Source organism: Streptomyces sp. NBC_01410 (assembly GCF_045040195.1).
In the GTDB taxonomy this organism is placed as follows: domain Bacteria; phylum Actinomycetota; class Actinomycetes; order Streptomycetales; family Streptomycetaceae; genus Streptomyces.
In genome coordinates, this window is the sequence record NZ_CP109530.1 from 7,702,814 (window position 1) to 7,719,833 (window position 17,020).

The following is a 17,020-nucleotide window of genomic DNA, read 5'->3' on the forward strand; positions in this document are numbered from 1 at the left end:
CCGGAACGAGGAGGCCATGCGCACACCCCCGAGGACCCCGGGCGACGGCCCGCCGTCGCCCCCGCTGCCACTGGCGTCGGCCGCCCGCGGACGACGGGCGCACGCAGGGCCGCCCGCAGTCGAACACACCGGACAGGAGCCGCAGGACAGACCGGTGCCCCCGCGAGTCGCGCGCGGAGGACTGCTGCCGCGCCCCAGAACCGTACGCGCGAAGATCATCTCCCTGCTGATGGTGCCCGTCGTGTCGCTGCTTGCCCTGTGGGGACTCGCCACGGTCAGCACCGCCCAGGAGGTCTCGCGGCTGCGCCAGTTGCAGCGCGTCGACACCCAGGTCCGCGAGCCGGTCACCGCCGCCGTCGCCGCTCTGCAGGCCGAACGGCGGGCGGCCGTACGGCAGATCGCAGCCCCCTCCGACGAGCGTGCCGCCGCACTCCAGCAGGAGGCCCGGCGCACCGACGACGCCGTACGCAGGCTGCGTATCGACGACACGACGACTGTCGCGGCGGGCGGCGGTGTCCCCGCCAGAGCGGCGGGACGGCTCGACCAGTTCGTCGCGCGTGCCGAGAAGCTGCGCACGCTGCGCAGCGCCGTACTCGTCCGCAAAGCCACCTGGGACGCCACCTACGAGCAGTACACCGCGGCCGTCAGCTCCGCCTTCGGCGTCACCGGAGCACTCACCGGCATCCAGGACGCGAGGCCCGGATCCGATGCCCGTGTCCTGCTGGAGTTCGCCCGGGCGGGCGAAATGCTCGCGCGTGAGGACGCGCTGCTGGGCTCGGCGCAGCTCAGCAAGTCCCTTGCCGCGGAGCGCCTGCGGCTGTTCACCGGCGCCGTCTCGACCCGTAGAAGCCTCACCGAAGCGACCGTGGCCGATCTGCGCGGCCCCGAGGGCACCGCCTGGCGAGACCTCGCCGCACAGAGTTCCTACCAGCAGCTGGAAGCGGCCGAGGACAGGGTCCTGGTAGCCCCCGCAGGCCGCCAGGCCGCACAGATCGTCCCGGCCGAAGCGTGGGACAAGGCCCGGGCCGCCGTCGGCGACGGTATGCGCGCCATCGAGGACGGCGCCCGCAGCAGCGCCGCCGACCGGGCCGATCCCGTCGCGAGCGGCCTTCTGACCCCGGCCGGCGCGGCCGTGCTCCTCGGACTCGCCGCCGTCGCCGCCTCGTTGGTCATCTCCGTACGTATCGGACGCGGCCTCGTGGTCGAACTGATCAGCCTCCGCAACAGCGCACTCAAGATCGCCCGGCACCGGCTGCCGCAGGCCATGCGCAGGCTGCGGACCGGCGGGGAGATCGACATCCAGTCCGAGGCACCGCCGGGACCGCCCGCCGAGGACGAGATCGGCCAGGTCGGCGAGGCGCTAGGAACCGTCCATCGCGCCGCACTGAGCGCCGCCGTCGAACGTGCCGAACTCGCCGGAAGCATCTCCGGAGTCTTCGTCAACCTCGCCCGCCGCAGCCAGATCCTGGTCCACCGCCAGCTCACCCTGCTGGACACCATGGAGCGTCGCGCCGACGACCCGAACGAACTCGGCGACCTGTTCCGGCTCGACCACCTCACCACCCGTATGCGGCGGCATGCCGAAAGCCTGATCATTCTGTCGGGTTCGGCGCCCGGACGTGCCTGGCGCATGCCCGTCTCGCTGACCAGCGTCGTTCGGGCCGCCGTCTCGGAAATCGAGGACTACGCGCGCGTGGAGGTGCGCCAGCTCCCAGAGACCGCCGTCGTGGGCGCCGCCGTCGCGGACGTCACGCATCTGCTGGCCGAACTGGTCGAGAACGCGGCCCAGTTCTCCCCGCCGCACACCAAGGTGCGCGTCAGCGGCGAACCCGTGGGCAACGGCTACGTCCTGGAGATCGAGGACCGCGGCCTGGGCATGGGCAAGGACGCGCTCGCCGAAGCCAACCGCAGACTGGAGGAGTCCGAAGCACTCGACCTCTTCGACAGCGACCGGCTCGGCCACTTCGTCGTCAGCCGGCTCGCGTCGCGCCGCGAGATCAGGGTCCATCTGCGCCCCTCGCCCTACGGCGGCACGACGGCCGTCGTGCTGCTGCCCACCGTGCTGCTGCAGAGTGCGCTGTCCGCCCCGCTCGGCTCCCGCCGTGCCCCGGAGCGGGACGACGACGCCCCGGCCGCGCGGTCCGGGCGGCAACCGCGTAGCGCCCCCGTCCCGACGCCGGCCCCCCGTCCCGCGCTCGCCTCCCAGGCCGAGATCCCGACCCCGCCGCCCGGCGTCACCGCCCTGCGCCTGCGCGCAGCCCCGCAGCAGTCCGACGACGGCGAACTCCCGCGCCGGATCCGCCAGGCGCACCTCGTCCCGCAGCTGCGCGAAGAGCTCAAGGCCGACGAGCCGGAGGAGCTCGGGGCAAGCACCGAGGACACCCCGGAACGCACCCCCGAACAGGTACGGGACCGCATGACGGCGTACCGCAACGGCTGGACCCGGGGCGGCGGTGCCGCACCAGGCACGGCAGCCCCCGGCAGCGAAGGAGACAGAGCATGACCGAGTACGAGTCGGCCGTAGCCCGCCCCACCACCGGAGACCTCGACTGGCTGCTGGACGACCTTGTCCTGCGCGTCCGTGAAGTCCGCCACGCGGTCGTGCTGTCCAACGACGGCCTGCCGGTGGGCGCGTCGACCGCGCTGACCCGGGAGGACGCCGAGCACCTGGCGGCCGTCGCCTCCGGATTCCACAGCCTCGCCAAGGGAGCGGGGCGCCACTTCCACGCCGGCGGCGTGCGCCAGACGATGGTCGAAATGGACGACGGCTTCCTCTTCGTGGCGGCCGCGGGTGACGGGAGCTGCCTCGCCGTCCTCACCTTCGTCGTCGCCGACATCGGCCTGATCGCCTACGAGATGGCCCGCCTGGTCAAACGTGTCGGCGAACATCTGCGGACCCCGCCGCGGATCACCACGACGTGAGCGCCATGACAGAGGCGAGAGGCAGAGGCGACGCGATGGGCGCGGCCGATGCATGGTGCCCCGCCGACGCGCAGGCGACGGCCGACAGCGCTGTCGGCCAGTGGTACGACGACGACGCCGGGCCGCTCGTGCGTCCGTACGCGATGACGGGCGGGCGGACCCAACCGGGCCCCAGCAATGTGCGGTTCGACCTCATCGCGCTCGTCGACATCGCCGCTGACGCGCCCGGCCCGGCCGAGGAGTCCCTCCTCGGTCCCGAACACCGGGCGCTGCTCACCCTGTGCCGCTGCGAGACCCAGTCCGTCGCGGAACTCGCCGCCGACGCCGATCTGCCCGTCGGTGTCGTACGGGTCCTTCTCGGCGATCTGCTCGAAGCGGGATTCGTGCGGGTCAGTCGTCCCGTACCACCGGCTCAACTGCCCGACGAGCGGATCCTCAGGGAGGTGATCGAGGGGCTGAGGGCTCTCTAGCCCCGGTGTCTCCAGCCCCCGGGACTCCGTTCCCAGTCGGCCCTGGTCAGGGCGTATTCGACATCGCCGAGCTCGGAGCCTTCGATGGGCTCCGGCCATTCCTCGAAGAAGGTCCGGACATAGCTCAGCCCCGCCTTTTCCATCACCCGCCGCGAACGGGCGTTGACCGTCATGGTGTTCGCGGTCACCCGCTCCACGCCGAGCTCCGTGAACCCCTTGCGGACCAGCGCGATCGCGCCCTCCGTCGCATAGCCGCGGCCCCACGCGGCCCGGTTCAGGCGGTATCCCAGTTCGGCCTCCGCAGCGCTGTGGTCGTCCAGCGGCTTCAGTTCGAACCAGCCCAGAAATTCATGGGTGGACTGCTCTTCTGCCGCCCAGAAGCCCCGATTGCCGAGGCACGGATAGTCATGGAGAAAGCGCGGCAGCGACTCGGCCAGCACCGCCTCCCGGGTGGTCGGCAGGCCTCCGTTGATGAAACGCATGACCTCGGGGTCGTTGTCGAGGTCGAGCAGACGGTCCACATCGGCCTCGCCGAGAGGGCGAAGCGCCAGACGGCCGGTCTCCAGGAAGTAGGGCATGCCCCGATCCTCGACACATCCCGCACCACCCGCCAGCGAATATCACTCCCGAGAGAAGTTACCGATGGCCTCCGAGAGCTCTCACAGCACCGGTGGGGATACCACCGCCCTCGCGCTGAAAATCCTCGTCGCCGGCGGATTCGGCGTCGGCAAGACCACGCTGGTCGGCGCGGTCAGTGAAATCCGGCCCCTGCGTACTGAGGAACAGCTCAGTCAGGCGGGCAGTACGGTCGACGACACCGGGGGAGTCGACCAGAAGACCACGACGACCGTCGCCATGGACTTCGGACGCATCACGATCCGTTCGGGCCTGTCCCTCTATCTCTTCGGGACCCCCGGCCAGGACCGCTTCTGGTTTCTGTGGGACGAGCTGTCGCAGGGTGCCCTGGGCGCGGTGGTCCTCGCCGACACCCGGCGCCTTGTGGACTGCTTTCCCGCTGTCGACTACTTCGAGCACCGCAGGATTCCCTTCGTCGTCGCCGTCAACTGTTTCGCCGGCGCCCGCACCTACGGGGCGCACGAAGTCTCGCGCGCCCTCGATCTCGAACGTGGGACACCGGTGGTGCTGTGCGACGCGAGAGACCGCGACTCCGGAAAAGAGGTGCTCGTACGCCTGGTCGAATATGCCGGTCGAATGCACACCGCCCGGCTGCTCGATTCGGTCGGCTAGGCGCACCTTGCCGAGTCGTCGTGTGTACGAAAGGCTTACGGCAACGCGGGGCCACGGGGAACGTATGAGCGGGGAGGACCGACCATGGCGCTGGACAAGGGACTTGACTGGCTGCTGGACGACCTGACGAAGAGAATCGAGCACATACGGCACGCTTTGGTGCTGTCCAATGACGGTCTGGTGACGGGCGCGAGCACGGGACTTGCCCGGGAGGACGCGGAACATCTCGCCGCGGTCTCCTCCGGTCTGCACTCCCTCGCTCGCGGGTCCGGACGTCATTTCCGCGCGGGCAAGGCGCGGCAGACCATGGTCGAGTTCGACGAAGCGCTGCTCTTCGTCACGGCCGCCGGCGAGGGAAGCTGCCTCTGCGTACTGAGCGCGGCCGAGGCCGACGTCGGTCAGGTGGCGTACGAGATGACGCTGATGGTGAACCGGGTCGGCGAGCATCTGGGAGTCGAGGCCAGGCAGCCGGGCGGAACTTCCCTCTGACCTGGGGGAATTCGGATCGCTGCGGGGTTATCCACAGGCCGGGCGCGATGTGACTGTGTCCAGCTACGGTCGTCACCGAGAGTATTCACACCTCACGGGGAGACCGACATGACGGTGAAGGAAGCAGCGACGTCCGGCGGGGCCGTGCGCAGTCTGGCGCTGGGGCGAGCGGCGCAGGAGCTGGGCCTCAAGCGGGGAGAGCTGGATCTCGCGGTTCAGCTGGGCCATGTCCGCACCACACCGGGCGCGAGCGGCGGCCCGCCCAGGATCGACCGGCAGGAGGTCGACCGGCTGCGCGGGGCCGGTGGATTCCCGGACGCCCTGCGGGAGCGGGTGCGGACCGTGGGCACGATGGAGGGGGCGGAGCTCGTCTCGATCAGCCCCGCGCGTTTCACCCGGCTCGCCCGCACGGGCCATTTCACGCCGGTCCGGTTCTATCTCAACCGCTACCGCGCGGTCGTCTGGCTCTATCTGGCCGAAGAACTGCGCGAGTTCGCCCTCGCCCACCACGCACTCCTCAGCGGCAGGACCCCACCGGCGCTGCGGGCCCTGCTCGCAGCCGGTGAGGACCGGCGCGCACGCAATTGGCGGGGCAGGCGGCTGGGACTGCTCCTGCGCGCGACCGAGGACCCCTGGCAGCAGGCGGCGGCGATCGCCTCGGTGCTCGATGCGGCGACGGTGGCCGAGGTGGTGACCGATCCCTACGAACGCTCGCATCTGCGCGTGCTCCGGCCCGAACTCGTCCCGGGCCGCCCGGATACACCGGCGGCGAGGGAGGTGGTCGAGCGGCTGCTCCTGGCGGACCACCCCGACGAGATCCTCTGGCACCGGGTGAGCCTGGCCCACGCCTTGCGGGAGGCGCGCGAACTGCGTCCGGCGCCACGGCCGGGCGCGAGGGACGAAGCGCGGCCGGTGCGTCGCGAGGTCTTCGTGCGCTCGCGGCCGGTGCCGGTGGCGCACCACAGTGGCCGCAGTCCGCACGGGCGCGGACTGCTCGCGCGGCTGCGCCTGCGGAAGAAGCGACGCGATGCGGGGCAGGTGGGGCGGGACGGGCGGGGCTGATGGTGCGGCAGATGGGGTTACGGACTGATCGGTTCGCGTTTCCGGACGAAGGGGGCGCGTTACCGCCTGGTGCTCGAAGCCGCGCGAGGCTTCATACTGCCTCTACGCCCGAAGCCCCGCGGGAGCCGGAGGACAGGGACGGGGCTGCTTTAGCCGTAGCGCGCGGCATACGCTGATGTGGCCGACTGTCGAGGGAGGCACAAATGGAGACGCGGGTTGTGCCTTGAAAATCCTGGTGGTGGACGACCGCGAGGACAACCTCTTCGCGATAGAGAGCCTGTTACGCCCTGTGGGGCGTCCGGTGGTACGGGCACGCAGCGGGGACGAAGCACTGAAGACCGTGCTGCGCGGCGGCATAGCCGTGGTGATCCTCGATGTGGTGATGCCGCAGATGGACGGCCTGGAGGTGCTCGCCTATCTCAAGCGACTGGACCACACCCGCAATCTGCCCGTGGTGCTGATGACCGGCCTGGGCAGGGACGACGACCTGGCAGCCCGTGCGTATGACCTCGGAGTCTCCGACTTCCTGGTCAAGCCGGTGGACCCCTGGGTGGTGCGTACGAAAGTCAGGGCGCTCGCCGATCTGTACACGGAGAACCAGAGCCTGCGCGGCCAGCTCAGCGCCCTGACCGGCCGGCGGACCGACGGCTCCGCGGCCGACCTGCCCGACCTCCTGGAGTCACGCCTTCCGCGCCAGAGCGGCGGCGCGAAGGGCCGTGCCCGGAGCATCCAGGGAACCGACTGACCGCCGCGCCCTGCCGACGGGCAGGACTGGACATGGCCGACGGGACCGGGACCGCCGTACCGGTCCGCGGGACCGGACCGGGCAGGACCGGACCTGAGGGCATCGGCGATCGGTCCCGCATGCGGCGTAACCGGGACACGCACCTGATCGAGTGGTCCGGGCCGGAGTTCGGTGAAGCCTCGCATTGCGCGGTCCCCGTTCGCCGTGCAACGTGAAGCTGGGCTGTTGGCCCGCTTAAGAAATCCTCGATGGACTACGAAGTCACGGCTGGGCAGATTGGTCCAGGTCCACCCCCGATCCCGTCACCATGCCTGGAGCCGCCCTGATGAAGGCACTTGTCAAGCAGCATGCCGAGCCCGGCCTGTGGCTCATGGACGTGCCGGAGCCGGAGACGGGCCCGGGCGATGTGCTGATCAAGGTGCTGCGCACCGGCATCTGCGGCACCGACCTGCACATCAGATCCTGGGACGGCTGGGCCCAGCAGGCCGTCAGCACGCCGCGCGTACTGGGGCACGAGTTCGTCGGCGAGGTCGCGGCGGTCGGCGCGGACGTCGAGGACATCGCGGTGGGCGATGTGGTGAGCGGCGAGGGCCACCTGGTCTGCGGCAAGTGCCGCAACTGTCTCGCCGGGCGCCGCCACTTGTGCCGCAGCACCATCGGACTCGGCGTCGGCAGGGACGGCGCGTTCGCCGAGTATGTCGCGCTCCCCGCGTCCAACGTGTGGGTGCACCGTACGGAGGTGGACCTGGACATCGCCGCGATCTTCGACCCGTTCGGGAACGCCGTGCACACCGCGCTCTCCTTCCCGCTGGTCGGGGAGGACGTACTGATCACCGGCGCGGGCCCGATCGGCATCATGGCCGCGGCCGTCGCCCGGCACGCGGGCGCCCGCAGCGTGGTGATCACCGATGTCAGCGAGTCCCGCCTCGCCATCGCCCGCAAGGCGGGCGCCACCCTCGCCCTGAACGTCGCCCAGCACGACATCGCCGAGGCGCAGCGGCAGCTTGGGCTGAAGGAGGGCTTCGACATCGGCCTGGAGATGTCCGGCCGTCCCGAGGCCATGCGCGACATGGTCGACAACATGACCCACGGTGGCCGTATCGCCATGCTGGGACTGCCCGCGCAGGAGTTCGCGGTCGACTGGTCGAAAATCGTCACCTCGATGATCACCATTAAGGGCATCTACGGCCGTGAGATGTTCGAGACCTGGTACGCGATGACCGTGCTGCTCGAAGGCGGACTCGACCTCAGCCCCGTGATCACCGGCAGCTACGGGTACCAGGACTTCGACGCCGCCTTCGACGAGGCCGCCACCGCCCGCAGCGGCAAGATCATCCTCGACTGGACCGTCTAGGTCCTGTCCGGCCGATCTTGCCGGGCTCGACCTGGCCCCCTCGTCCCTTCCGAGCCTCCGCAGCCTTCGTAAGGAGCCCCACCATGTACGCGTCCGTCCGCGACGACCTCCGTACCACCCTCGACGAGATCCGCGCCGCCGGTCTCTACAAGCCCGAGCGGGTCATCGGCACCCCGCAGAGCGCCTCCGTCTCCGTCGCCTCGGGCGAGGTCCTCAACTTCTGCGCCAACAACTACCTCGGCCTCGCCGACCACCCCGAGGTCGTAGCCGCCGCCAAGGAGGCGCTGGACCGCTGGGGCTACGGAATGGCCTCCGTTCGCTTCATCTGCGGCACCCAGGACGTCCACAAGGAGCTCGAGGCGCGCCTTTCCGCGTTCCTCGGCCAGGAGGACACGATCCTCTACTCCTCCTGCTTCGACGCCAACGGCGGCGTCTTCGAGACGCTCCTCGGCCCCGAGGACGCGGTGATCTCCGATGCGCTGAACCACGCGAGCATCATCGACGGCATCCGCCTGTCCAAGGCCCGCCGCCACCGCTACGCCAACCGCGACCTCGCCGACCTGGAGCAGCAGCTCAAGGAGACCCAGGACGCCCGCCGCCGTCTCGTCGTCACCGACGGCGTCTTCTCCATGGACGGCTATGTCGCCCCCCTCGCCGAGATCTGCGACCTCGCCGACCGGTACGACGCGATGGTCATGGTCGACGACTCGCACGCCGTCGGCTTCGTCGGCCCCGGCGGCCGCGGCACCCCTGAGCTGCACGGCGTCATGGACCGCGTCGACATCATCACCGGCACCCTCGGCAAGGCGCTCGGCGGCGCGTCCGGCGGCTATGTCGCGGCCCGCGCCGAGATCGTCGACCTGCTGCGCCAGCGCTCGCGCCCGTATCTCTTCTCCAACTCCCTCGCCCCCGTGATCGCCGCCGCCTCCCTCAAGGTCCTGGACCTGCTGGAGTCCGCCGGTGACCTGCGCGAGCGGCTGAACGCGAACACCGCGCTCTTCCGTACGAAGATGACCGAGGCGGGCTTCGAGATCCTTCCCGGCGACCACGCCATCGCCCCCGTCATGATCGGCGACGCCGCCGAGGCCGGCCGGATGGCCGAACTCCTGCTGGAGCGCGGCGTCTACGTGATCGGCTTCTCCTACCCGGTCGTCCCGATGGGCCAGGCGAGGATCCGGGTCCAGCTCTCCGCCGCGCACTCCACCGAGGACGTGGAGCGGGCCGTCGCCGCGTTCATCGACGTGCGCGAGGCGCTGAAGGGCTGATTTCACCTGGCAAGATGGACCGGGTGATCGACCCCCGGCGGCTGCGCATCCTGCGTGCCGTGGCGGACCACCGTACGGTGACCGCCGCGGCCGCCGCGCTGTACCTCACCCCCTCGGCCGTCTCCCAGCAGCTCAACGCGCTGGAGCAGGAGACCGGCCACGCCTTGCTGATCCGCAGCGGCAAGGGGGTGCGGCTGACGGCCGCGGGGGAGATCCTGCTGGCCCACACCCACACCGTGCTCGCCCAGCTGGAGCGGGCCGAGGCGGAACTCGCGGCCTACGCGGGCGGCGCAGCAGGCGAGGTCACGGTCGCCGCCTTCGCCACCGGCATCGCCGAGGTCGTCGCCCCGGCGATCGTGCACCTCGCCGCCGGCCATCCGGACATCCGGGTGCGCGTACGGGACGCCGAGGGCGACGAGAGCCTTCCGCTGGTGCTCGACGGCGAGGCCGATCTGGCGGTGGCGGTCGAGTACCGGGGGGCGCCCCGCGAGGACGACCGCCGGCTGTCCCGGGTGCCGCTGTACGCCGAGCCGTTCGACGCCGTACTGCACGCGGGTCATCCCCTAGGCGCGGGTGAACGCGTCGAGCTGGCCGAGCTCGCCGACAGCGACTGGATCGGCCCCTACCCCGGCAACCCCTGTCACGACATGGTGCTGCTCGCCTGCGAACTCGCCGGATTCCAGCCCCGCCTCATGCACTCCTCGGACGACTTCCGCGCCGTGGTCGCCCTCGCGGGAGCGGCGGCCGGAGTGGCACTGGTGCCGCGCTCGGCGCTGCGCGGGATGGAGCTCACGGACGTTGTCGTACGGCCCGTGGCGGGCCCCGCCGCGACCCGCCGGGTCTTCGCCGCCGTGCGACGGGGCGCGGAGTCCCACCCGCTGATCCACCCTGTGCTCGACGCACTGGCCAAGTCGGCGGCCGGACTCACCTCCGACTGAGCGGGCCCCGGACCGGCCGGTCAGCCGGCCGGCGTCGCCTCCATCGCCTTCTTCAGGTTGTCCAGCGTGCTGCGGATATTGCGGCGCTGGAAGTCGGCGAACGTGTGCCCCCGGGTCGCCATCCGGTCGAAGGCGTTGGCCACGGCATCGGGCCAGCTCCGACGGTCGTCGGTCCAGGTCTCGGTCACCCGTGTCCCGCCGTCGACGGCCTCGAAGCGGTACTCCCAGGTCGCGATCCGGCCGGGCAGCACGGGGCGGCGCCGGCCTATGGCGCGTACCCGGAAGGCGAACCGCTCACCGGGATCCGCCGCGATCACCGCGCACCGCGTGGTCCAGCGCAGCGGCCCGCGCTTGTTGTGGCCGTCGAAGACCATGCCCACGCATGCCTGTTGAGCGCCGCCGCGTACCGTCGCACCCCGGTTCTCCGGACTCCAGCGCCCCATCAGGGCCGGGTTGCTGATCTGGGCGTAGATCGTCGAGGGGTCGGCGTCGATGACGACGCTGTCCGACACCGAGAAGGTTCGTGCCATGGGTACGACTCCGATCGTGAGTTCGGGCGGACAGCGCCGTCGGTGATCATCCCCGTGGCTGTACCGCGTCGGCCAGGATGGAAGCGTCGACATCGTCGTATTCGTCGCTGTGCCGCAGTGGAGCTCCGGCGTTGCGGCGGCTGAGGACGGTGCCGAGCCAGCCGGCGAGGAATCCGACCGGGACGGAGACCAGGCCTGTGGTGGTGTACGGGAACCAGGTGAAGTCGGCGTCGGGGAAGATCGCCCTGGGGGAACCCGAGACGAGGTTGGTCCCGGTGATGAGGATCAGGACGGTCAGCGTGCCGCCGATCAGCGTGCTCAGCAGCCCGGTCCGGTTGTACTGGCGCCAGAAGAGGCTGTAGGTCAGCGCGGGTGCGACCGCGGAGGCACCCAGGCAGAACGACAGGGTGACCATCGCCTGCAGGTTCACATGCCGCGACGCCGCCGCGAGGAAGATCGCGCAGAGTCCGACGGCGGCCGCCGTGCCCCGCGCCACCATCATCTCGGTCCTGTCGCGCTGGGCCCGCTTGCGGCCCAGACCGTGCGTGATGAGGTCGTGGGCGAGGGTGTTGGCGCAGGCGAGTGTGATGCCGGCGACCGAGGCCAGCAGTGTCAGGAAGATCGCGGTGGCCATGGCCGTGAACAGCAGCGTCTCGAAGGTGGACACCTCCGAGCCCATGATCGCCTGGCTGACCAGCAGGATCGAGGTCTTGCCCTGCGGATCGGCGAGGGTGATCTGCTGATGGCCCACGATCGCCGCGGCGCCGAAGCCGATGACGGCGCTCAGCACACACATCACGACAACCGTCGACACGGCCCAGGACATGGAGCGCCGCGCGGCGGCCGCGCTGCGGGAGCTGAACATACGCATCGTGATGTGCGGAAGGCAGGCCGCACCCAGGACGACGGTCAGCTGGGCGCTGATCATGTCCAGGCCGTCGCCGGCGAACTGGAGCCCGGGCGCCAGGTACGCGTCACCCGCACCGCTCCCGCGTGCCGCCGCGTCCAGCAGCGAGGGGATGCTGAAGTCGAAGCGGTTCAGGATGAGCGAGGCGATGGCAAGGGACGCGGCGAGCAGCACCACCGTCTTCACGATCTGGATGAAGGCGGTGCCCTTCATGCCGCCGATGGCCGCGTAGATGATCATCAGCAGGCCGAGCAGCACGATGGAGCCGGTCTTGAAGCCCGCGGCGTCGATGCCGAGGACGAAGGCCAGCAGATCGCCCGCGCCCGCCAGCTGGAAGATCAGCAGCGGGAACAGGGCGATGAGCGACACGATGCACGCGGTGATGCGTACGGCGGAACTGGGCTCGCGGCGGGTGAGGACGTCGCCCATGGTGAACCGGCCCGCGTTCCGCAGCGGTTCGGCCAGCAGGAACATCAGCAGCACCAGCGAGAGCACCGTACTGAGAGCGAGTACGAGACCGTCCTGGCCGAGCAGCGAGATGACGCCGATGGTGCCGAGCACGCTGGAGGCGGAGATGTAGTCGCCCGCGATGGCGAGGCCGCTCTGCATGGGGGACAGCGAGCGGAAGCCGGTGTAGAACTCGTCCAGGTCGTCGCGGTCGGGACCGGTCATCACGCACAGCAGCAGGGTCACCGTGGTCACCGCGATGAAGGCGACGAACGACATGGTCTGGGCTTCGGAGCCGAATCCGCTCATCGGCGTGCTCCCTGGGTGGTCGGTGCGGCCTGACGACGTACGGCATCGGCCAGCGGATCGACCCGGCGGCGGGCGGACCTCTCGTACGCGGCCACGGCTATGAGGGACACCGGAAGCTGGATCAGGCCGAGCAGGAGGGCGATGTTGAGACCGCCGGTGATCTTGCTCGTCATCAGGTCCGGCGCGTACGCGGAGAGGAGGAGGAACAGCACGAAGTAGCCGAGGGCCGTCAGGGTCGCCACCCGGCGCAGCCGTCGGTAGGCGGAGCTCAGGGCGCGCACGTCGCGGTGGGGGTCGGACGGCTGCCGGGGCGGGGCCGGGGGAGTGGGCTCCTGCCAGTAGTGGAGCGGGTTTCGCGGCTGCTGGGGGTACTCGGGAAACTCGGGATAGGAGCGCGGTGGGGGGTAGTGCGACATCGCGTTGGTCCTCGTATGCCTGTGCGGGGGCAGGGGCAGGGCAGGCTGGCGGAGCGGCTACGTTACCCGTGGGTAGCGCAGCCGGTGCATTGTTGCATGAACTGTCCAGTCGGTCAGTTGCCTGTTCGTGACCTGGGAACGGGGCCCCTTGACCACACACAGGAGGCCCGGGCATCCGCGGAGCGGGTGCCCGGGCCAGGCCGGTGGAGAAGACTCAGGACGTCGGAATCGGGAGCCGTGACGCGAGCCGCCTCACGGGTGGCTCACGAGGTTGGCCACGTTGGTGGACGAGTTCGACGGACCGCCCCGGTCGTTGATGACATGGCGGATGGTCCCTGTGCCGCCGAGCGATACGGTCACCATGCTGCGGAACCGCACGTTCGGGTTGTTCGGGGCTTCGATGGCACGCTCCGCGGTCACGGACGGATTGGCGTTGAAGAAGCAGTAGCTGCCGAGCCCGAACGCCTCATGGCTGGTCACCTGACTGCCGACCTTGTAGGCGGCATAGCCCTGGGTCGAACCGTTCATCCACGCCGCCTGATTCGGCGGGTCGTACGGCATCTCGTTCTGGTAGAAGTACGTCCGCCCGCCGTTGCCGTTCCAGATCGTCTGATGCTTCTGGTAGTGCTCCACGAACAGCCCGTACATCGTCACGTCGTCACCGTTGACCACGAGTCCGGTGTCCGCCGTGTTGCTGGTCCAGCCGATGCCGGTGCCGTGGTCACCGCGCCAGATCCACATATGGTCACCGATGACGTTGTCGCTGTTGACCACCAGGCTGGTCGTCGCCTTGCCCACGGCGGCGCCGCCGACGCGGAAGTACACATCGTGCAGGGACGTCGGGTCGGCAGCGTGGGAGGCGGACGAGCCGGACGGGCCGACCTCCATCAGCGTCTGCGAGTTGGTCGTACCGGCGTCGAAGAGGATGCCCGCGACCTTGACGCCGTCGACGTCCGCGACCGTCATCGCGGTGACACCGTTGTCGGGGATGAACGTGGCCAGTCCGAGCCCGAGGACGACCGTGTCGGGACGGGTCACCCGCAGGGTCTGGTTGAGGTGGTAGACCCCGGGGGTGACCAGCAGGTTCTTGCCCTCGGCAAGCGCGGCGTTGATCTGCGCGGCAGTCGCTCCGGCCTTCACGACAAAGAACTGGTCCATGCCCAGCGAGGTCCCGGCGGCGCTGCCGCCCGCCCAGGTCGTGGCCGAGGAGTTGGCCCGCAGGGACGGCACGAACACCTTGTAGGCGCCCGCGCCGTCCACGTACAGGAAGGGCTTCTCGCGGACCGTGGGCGTCTGGTTCACCGTCGTGTACGGCGGGTTGGGGAAGCTGGTTGCCGGAACGCCCTGGCTGCCGACGAAGACCATGTTCCAGTTGGAGCCGGTCCAGCTGCCGAGCTGGGAGTTACGCGTAACCCACTGCTGCTGCGAACCGGAGCGGACCTGACCGTCGATCTTGCTGTCGGCCATGAAGCCGCCGCTTGCCCAACCGCCGTCGTCCAGCGCCAGGTTGCCGCGCACATGCATACGCCGGTACGGAGCGGCCTGCGACACCGCCCACCGGTCCGTGCCGCCGGACGGGTTCACCGAGAGGTTCTCGGCGCCGCGCCAGAAGTTCTGGGTGGCGTTCTGCGGCGGGAACCAGTCGGCCTCGACATGCACCGCGCCGTTGATCGTCACCGAGTCCGGGGACTGGCCGAGTCCGAGGACCTGAGTGTAGAAGCCGACATTGACGTCATTGCTGTAGGTGCCCGGCTTGAACATGACCGCGTAGCGCTGGGAGCCGAACTGGTTGGTCTCCTGTTGCTGGAAGATCGAGTCGAGCCGGTTCTGGATGGTCGAGGACGACATCGACGGATCGAAGACAACCACGTTCGGACCGAGATCGACATCCCCGGGCGCGGTGCTCACGGGCGCGACCTGGAAGCGCTGGGCCGCTGTCCCGTTGCAGCTGTACTGGACCAGCTGAACGCTGTCCGCTGTCGACGCGGAGGGGACGTCCAGGCACTTGCCGCTGTTGCGGTTGACGAAGTGATAGGCGCCGCCGCCCTCGTCCACGGCCTGCCACTGCTGGTTGGCGCCGCCGCCGTACGTCCACAGATGCACGGCGGCGTTGTCGGCGGTGGACACATCACTCACATCCGCCACCTGGTTGGCGTCATTGCGGTTGTTGATCCGTACGAAGCCGCCGCTGGTGGCGGTGAAACTCCACTGCTGGGCCGTGGAGTTGTTGCAGCTGTACTGCTGGACGGCGGTGCCGTTCGCGGTCGCGGCCGAGCGCGCGTCCAGACACTTGCCGCTTCCGCTGTTCACCACGGTGGCCCAACTCGTCGGCAGCGCGGCCGCACCCGCGACCGCTTCGGGTATGGCCGCCTGGCGCGTGGCCGCCTCGGAGGTGGAGACGGCGACCAGGACGGAAGCGGCCGAAGCCAGCACGGCGATGCCGGCCACAAGTGACGTGGTGCGAGGGGCGCGTCGGAAGGAGTGGCGGCCCGCTCCGGGCGTGCGCTGCGTTCGAAGCACGTTCTCTCCTGTGCTGAGGGTGAGCTGGTGGGGGGTGTGCGCGGGGGAGCTGCCCGGTCAGCCGGCAGTCACCGTCCACTTCTGTTTGGCGCCCCCGGTGCACGTCCAGATCTGCAGGCGGGTGCCGTTGGCCGAGCTGTTGCCGGTGGCGTCGAGGCACTTGTCGGCCTGCGGGTTGACGATGTCGTGGGCGCCGGTGACGCTCCAGCGTTGCGCGCCCGTTCCGTTGCAGTCCCACAACTGGACCAGGGAGCCGTCGGCGGTACCCCCTGACGTGACGTCAAGGCACTTGCCAAGGGCCCGGATCGTGCCGTCGCCGCCGACGCTCCACTGCTGGGCGGCGGTGCCGTTGCAGTCGTAGAGCTGTACGGGTGTGCCGTTGGCGCTGTTCGCTCCGGCGATGTCCACGCACTTGCCGCCCAGGCCCGTGATGGCCCTGCCTGTCCCCGGCCCGCTGTCGCTCGTGCTGACGCGCACATGGTCGACGACGAGCTGCTGGGGAAACACGGTGCTGCCATCGGGGTCGCCCGGCCAGTATCCGCCGACCGCGAGATTGAGGATCAGGAAGAACGGCTTGTTGAACACCCATTGCCTGCCGCCGAGATCGGCGGGCGTGCGGCGCTGGTACACGTTGCCGTCCACGGACCAGGTGATCGAGTCGGGCGCCCAGTCGACGGCGAAGGTGTGGAAGGCGTCCGCGAACGCCTGGCCGCCGGGCAGTGTGTACGCGGCGCCGATGCCGCCGGAGCCGGAGTAGCCGGGGCCGTGCAGCGTGCCGTGGATGGTGGAGGGCTCGAAACCGACGTTCTCCATGACGTCGATCTCGCCCGAGTTCGGCCAGCCGACCTGCCCGATGTCGTTGCCCAGCATCCAGAAGGCGGGCCACATGCCCTGGCCGCGCGGCACCTTCAGCCTGGCCTCGACATGCCCGTAGGTCTGCGTGAACCTGCCCGCGGTGTTCAGCCGGGCGGAGGTGTACTCGCATCGTCCGTACCAGCACTGGTAGTTGCCCGGGTTCTCGCGGCGGGCGGTGATGACGAGATGACCCTGGCCGTCGAGAGCGGCGTTGCGGTTGCCCGCGGTGTAGTACTGCCGCTCGTGGTTGTTGACGTTGTCGCCCGTCTCGATCTGCCACTTGCCGCCGTCGACGGCGGAGCCCGCGGGACCGTCGAATTCATCGGCGAAGGTCACGGCGGCAGGCGCGGCGGCCGTGGTGGTCATCGAGGCGGGTGCGGGGTTGCCCTGTGCGAGTCCGGTGGTGACCGTCGCGAACGTCAGGACGGACAGAACAGACAGCAGTAAACGCCGTGAGCGCGGGGAGTCCATGACTCTCCCTTCCCGGCCTGGCATGCATATGACAGACCAGATATCCGAACACAGTGGGGGGTGGTAGGGGGA

General features: G+C 69.9%; 16 protein-coding genes. 10 read left to right on the forward strand and 6 right to left on the reverse strand.

Translation table 11 applies throughout. From position 1 onward, the window contains the following. Positions 1 to 16: 16 nt before the first annotated feature. The 3 genes from OG741_RS35025 to OG741_RS35035 are packed head-to-tail and all read left to right on the forward strand — an operon-like array spanning position 17 to position 3,392. Positions 17 to 2,503, forward strand: a complete 2,487-nt coding sequence (locus OG741_RS35025) for a nitrate- and nitrite sensing domain-containing protein (protein ID WP_405604410.1) — start codon at positions 17 to 19, stop codon at positions 2,501 to 2,503. Continuing rightward, complete coding sequence (locus OG741_RS35030) at positions 2,500 to 2,922, forward strand: roadblock/LC7 domain-containing protein (RefSeq protein WP_405604412.1); 423 nt, start codon at positions 2,500 to 2,502, stop codon at positions 2,920 to 2,922. The genes OG741_RS35025 and OG741_RS35030 overlap by 4 nt, the downstream gene beginning before the upstream one ends. Before the next feature lie 35 nt (positions 2,923 to 2,957). Further along, positions 2,958 to 3,392, forward strand: coding sequence for a DUF742 domain-containing protein (locus OG741_RS35035; RefSeq protein WP_405605950.1), 435 nt, complete (start codon positions 2,958 to 2,960; stop codon positions 3,390 to 3,392). On the opposite strand, the gene OG741_RS35040 is transcribed toward OG741_RS35035, so the two are convergent. After that, complete coding sequence (locus OG741_RS35040; RefSeq protein WP_405604414.1) at positions 3,389 to 3,970, reverse strand: GNAT family N-acetyltransferase; 582 nt, start codon at positions 3,968 to 3,970, stop codon at positions 3,389 to 3,391. The two genes, OG741_RS35035 and OG741_RS35040, sit on opposite strands and share 4 nt — an antisense overlap. Positions 3,971 to 4,034: 64 nt before the next feature. Between OG741_RS35040 and OG741_RS35045 the strand changes: the two genes are divergently transcribed. From OG741_RS35045 to OG741_RS35075, 7 genes are all read left to right on the forward strand, one after another. Further along, entirely contained in the window at positions 4,035 to 4,640 is a 606-nt protein-coding gene (locus OG741_RS35045) for a GTP-binding protein (protein WP_405604416.1), read from the forward strand. 84 nt (positions 4,641 to 4,724) lie between these two features. Further along, on the forward strand, positions 4,725 to 5,129 hold the full coding sequence (locus OG741_RS35050; RefSeq protein ID WP_142212421.1) for a roadblock/LC7 domain-containing protein: 405 nt from the start codon (positions 4,725 to 4,727) through the stop codon (positions 5,127 to 5,129). A 108-nt stretch (positions 5,130 to 5,237) separates the two neighbouring features. Further along, the gene (locus OG741_RS35055) at positions 5,238 to 6,191 is read left to right on the forward strand and encodes a DUF6397 family protein (RefSeq protein WP_405604418.1); all 954 of its coding nucleotides are present in this window, start codon (positions 5,238 to 5,240) and stop codon (positions 6,189 to 6,191) included. Between the two features lie 238 nt (positions 6,192 to 6,429). After that, positions 6,430 to 6,936, forward strand: a complete 507-nt coding sequence (locus OG741_RS35060; protein WP_405604420.1) for a two-component system response regulator — start codon at positions 6,430 to 6,432, stop codon at positions 6,934 to 6,936. A gap of 325 nt (positions 6,937 to 7,261) precedes the next feature. Continuing rightward, the gene (tdh, locus tag OG741_RS35065; protein WP_405604422.1) at positions 7,262 to 8,290 is read left to right on the forward strand and encodes an L-threonine 3-dehydrogenase; all 1,029 of its coding nucleotides are present in this window, start codon (positions 7,262 to 7,264) and stop codon (positions 8,288 to 8,290) included. 83 nt (positions 8,291 to 8,373) lie between these two features. Continuing rightward, positions 8,374 to 9,555 (forward strand): glycine C-acetyltransferase, encoded by a 1,182-nt coding sequence (locus OG741_RS35070; RefSeq protein ID WP_405604424.1) that lies wholly within the window; start codon positions 8,374 to 8,376, stop codon positions 9,553 to 9,555. A 23-nt stretch (positions 9,556 to 9,578) separates the two neighbouring features. Next, a complete protein-coding gene (locus OG741_RS35075) occupies positions 9,579 to 10,493 on the forward strand; it encodes a LysR family transcriptional regulator (RefSeq protein WP_405605952.1) in 915 nt (304 codons plus the stop codon). A 20-nt stretch (positions 10,494 to 10,513) separates the two neighbouring features. Here OG741_RS35075 and OG741_RS35080 read toward each other — a convergent pair whose 3' ends face one another. The 5 genes from OG741_RS35080 to OG741_RS35100 form a co-directional block, all read right to left on the reverse strand. Continuing rightward, a complete protein-coding gene (locus OG741_RS35080) occupies positions 10,514 to 11,023 on the reverse strand; it encodes an SRPBCC family protein (protein ID WP_405604426.1) in 510 nt (169 codons plus the stop codon). Between the two features lie 46 nt (positions 11,024 to 11,069). Beyond that, positions 11,070 to 12,686, reverse strand: coding sequence for a cation acetate symporter (locus OG741_RS35085; protein ID WP_405604428.1), 1,617 nt, complete (start codon positions 12,684 to 12,686; stop codon positions 11,070 to 11,072). Then, the gene (locus tag OG741_RS35090; protein WP_405604430.1) at positions 12,683 to 13,102 is read right to left on the reverse strand and encodes a DUF485 domain-containing protein; all 420 of its coding nucleotides are present in this window, start codon (positions 13,100 to 13,102) and stop codon (positions 12,683 to 12,685) included. Before OG741_RS35090 ends, OG741_RS35085 begins: the two co-directional genes overlap by 4 nt. Before the next feature lie 252 nt (positions 13,103 to 13,354). Next, positions 13,355 to 15,550 carry an RICIN domain-containing protein gene (locus OG741_RS35095; protein ID WP_405605954.1) on the reverse strand — a complete coding sequence of 732 codons (2,196 nt, stop codon included), beginning with the start codon at positions 15,548 to 15,550 and terminating at the stop codon, positions 13,355 to 13,357. 129 nt (positions 15,551 to 15,679) lie between these two features. Next, on the reverse strand, positions 15,680 to 16,948 hold the full coding sequence (locus tag OG741_RS35100) for a ricin-type beta-trefoil lectin domain protein (protein WP_405604432.1): 1,269 nt from the start codon (positions 16,946 to 16,948) through the stop codon (positions 15,680 to 15,682). Positions 16,949 to 17,020: the final 72 nt, after the last annotated feature.

What these genes read in the sequence shown, in the direction of transcription:
- OG741_RS35050 (WP_142212421.1), top strand. Translation starts at nt 4,725, where the DNA reads ATGGCGCTGGACAAGGGACTTGACTGGCTGCTGGACGACCTGACGAAG.
- OG741_RS35055 (WP_405604418.1), top strand. Translation starts at nt 5,238, where the DNA reads ATGACGGTGAAGGAAGCAGCGACGTCCGGCGGGGCCGTGCGCAGTCTG.
- tdh (WP_405604422.1), top strand. Translation starts at nt 7,262, where the DNA reads ATGAAGGCACTTGTCAAGCAGCATGCCGAGCCCGGCCTGTGGCTCATG.
- OG741_RS35030 (WP_405604412.1), top strand. Translation starts at nt 2,500, where the DNA reads ATGACCGAGTACGAGTCGGCCGTAGCCCGCCCCACCACCGGAGACCTC.
- OG741_RS35040 (WP_405604414.1), bottom strand. Translation starts at nt 3,970, where the DNA reads ATGCCCTACTTCCTGGAGACCGGCCGTCTGGCGCTTCGCCCTCTCGGC.
- OG741_RS35085 (WP_405604428.1), bottom strand. Translation starts at nt 12,686, where the DNA reads ATGAGCGGATTCGGCTCCGAAGCCCAGACCATGTCGTTCGTCGCCTTC.
- OG741_RS35045 (WP_405604416.1), top strand. Translation starts at nt 4,035, where the DNA reads ATGGCCTCCGAGAGCTCTCACAGCACCGGTGGGGATACCACCGCCCTC.
- OG741_RS35100 (WP_405604432.1), bottom strand. Translation starts at nt 16,948, where the DNA reads ATGGACTCCCCGCGCTCACGGCGTTTACTGCTGTCTGTTCTGTCCGTC.
- OG741_RS35070 (WP_405604424.1), top strand. Translation starts at nt 8,374, where the DNA reads ATGTACGCGTCCGTCCGCGACGACCTCCGTACCACCCTCGACGAGATC.
- OG741_RS35080 (WP_405604426.1), bottom strand. Translation starts at nt 11,023, where the DNA reads ATGGCACGAACCTTCTCGGTGTCGGACAGCGTCGTCATCGACGCCGAC.
- OG741_RS35090 (WP_405604430.1), bottom strand. Translation starts at nt 13,102, where the DNA reads ATGTCGCACTACCCCCCACCGCGCTCCTATCCCGAGTTTCCCGAGTAC.
- OG741_RS35035 (WP_405605950.1), top strand. Translation starts at nt 2,958, where the DNA reads ATGGGCGCGGCCGATGCATGGTGCCCCGCCGACGCGCAGGCGACGGCC.
- OG741_RS35025 (WP_405604410.1), top strand. Translation starts at nt 17, where the DNA reads ATGCGCACACCCCCGAGGACCCCGGGCGACGGCCCGCCGTCGCCCCCG.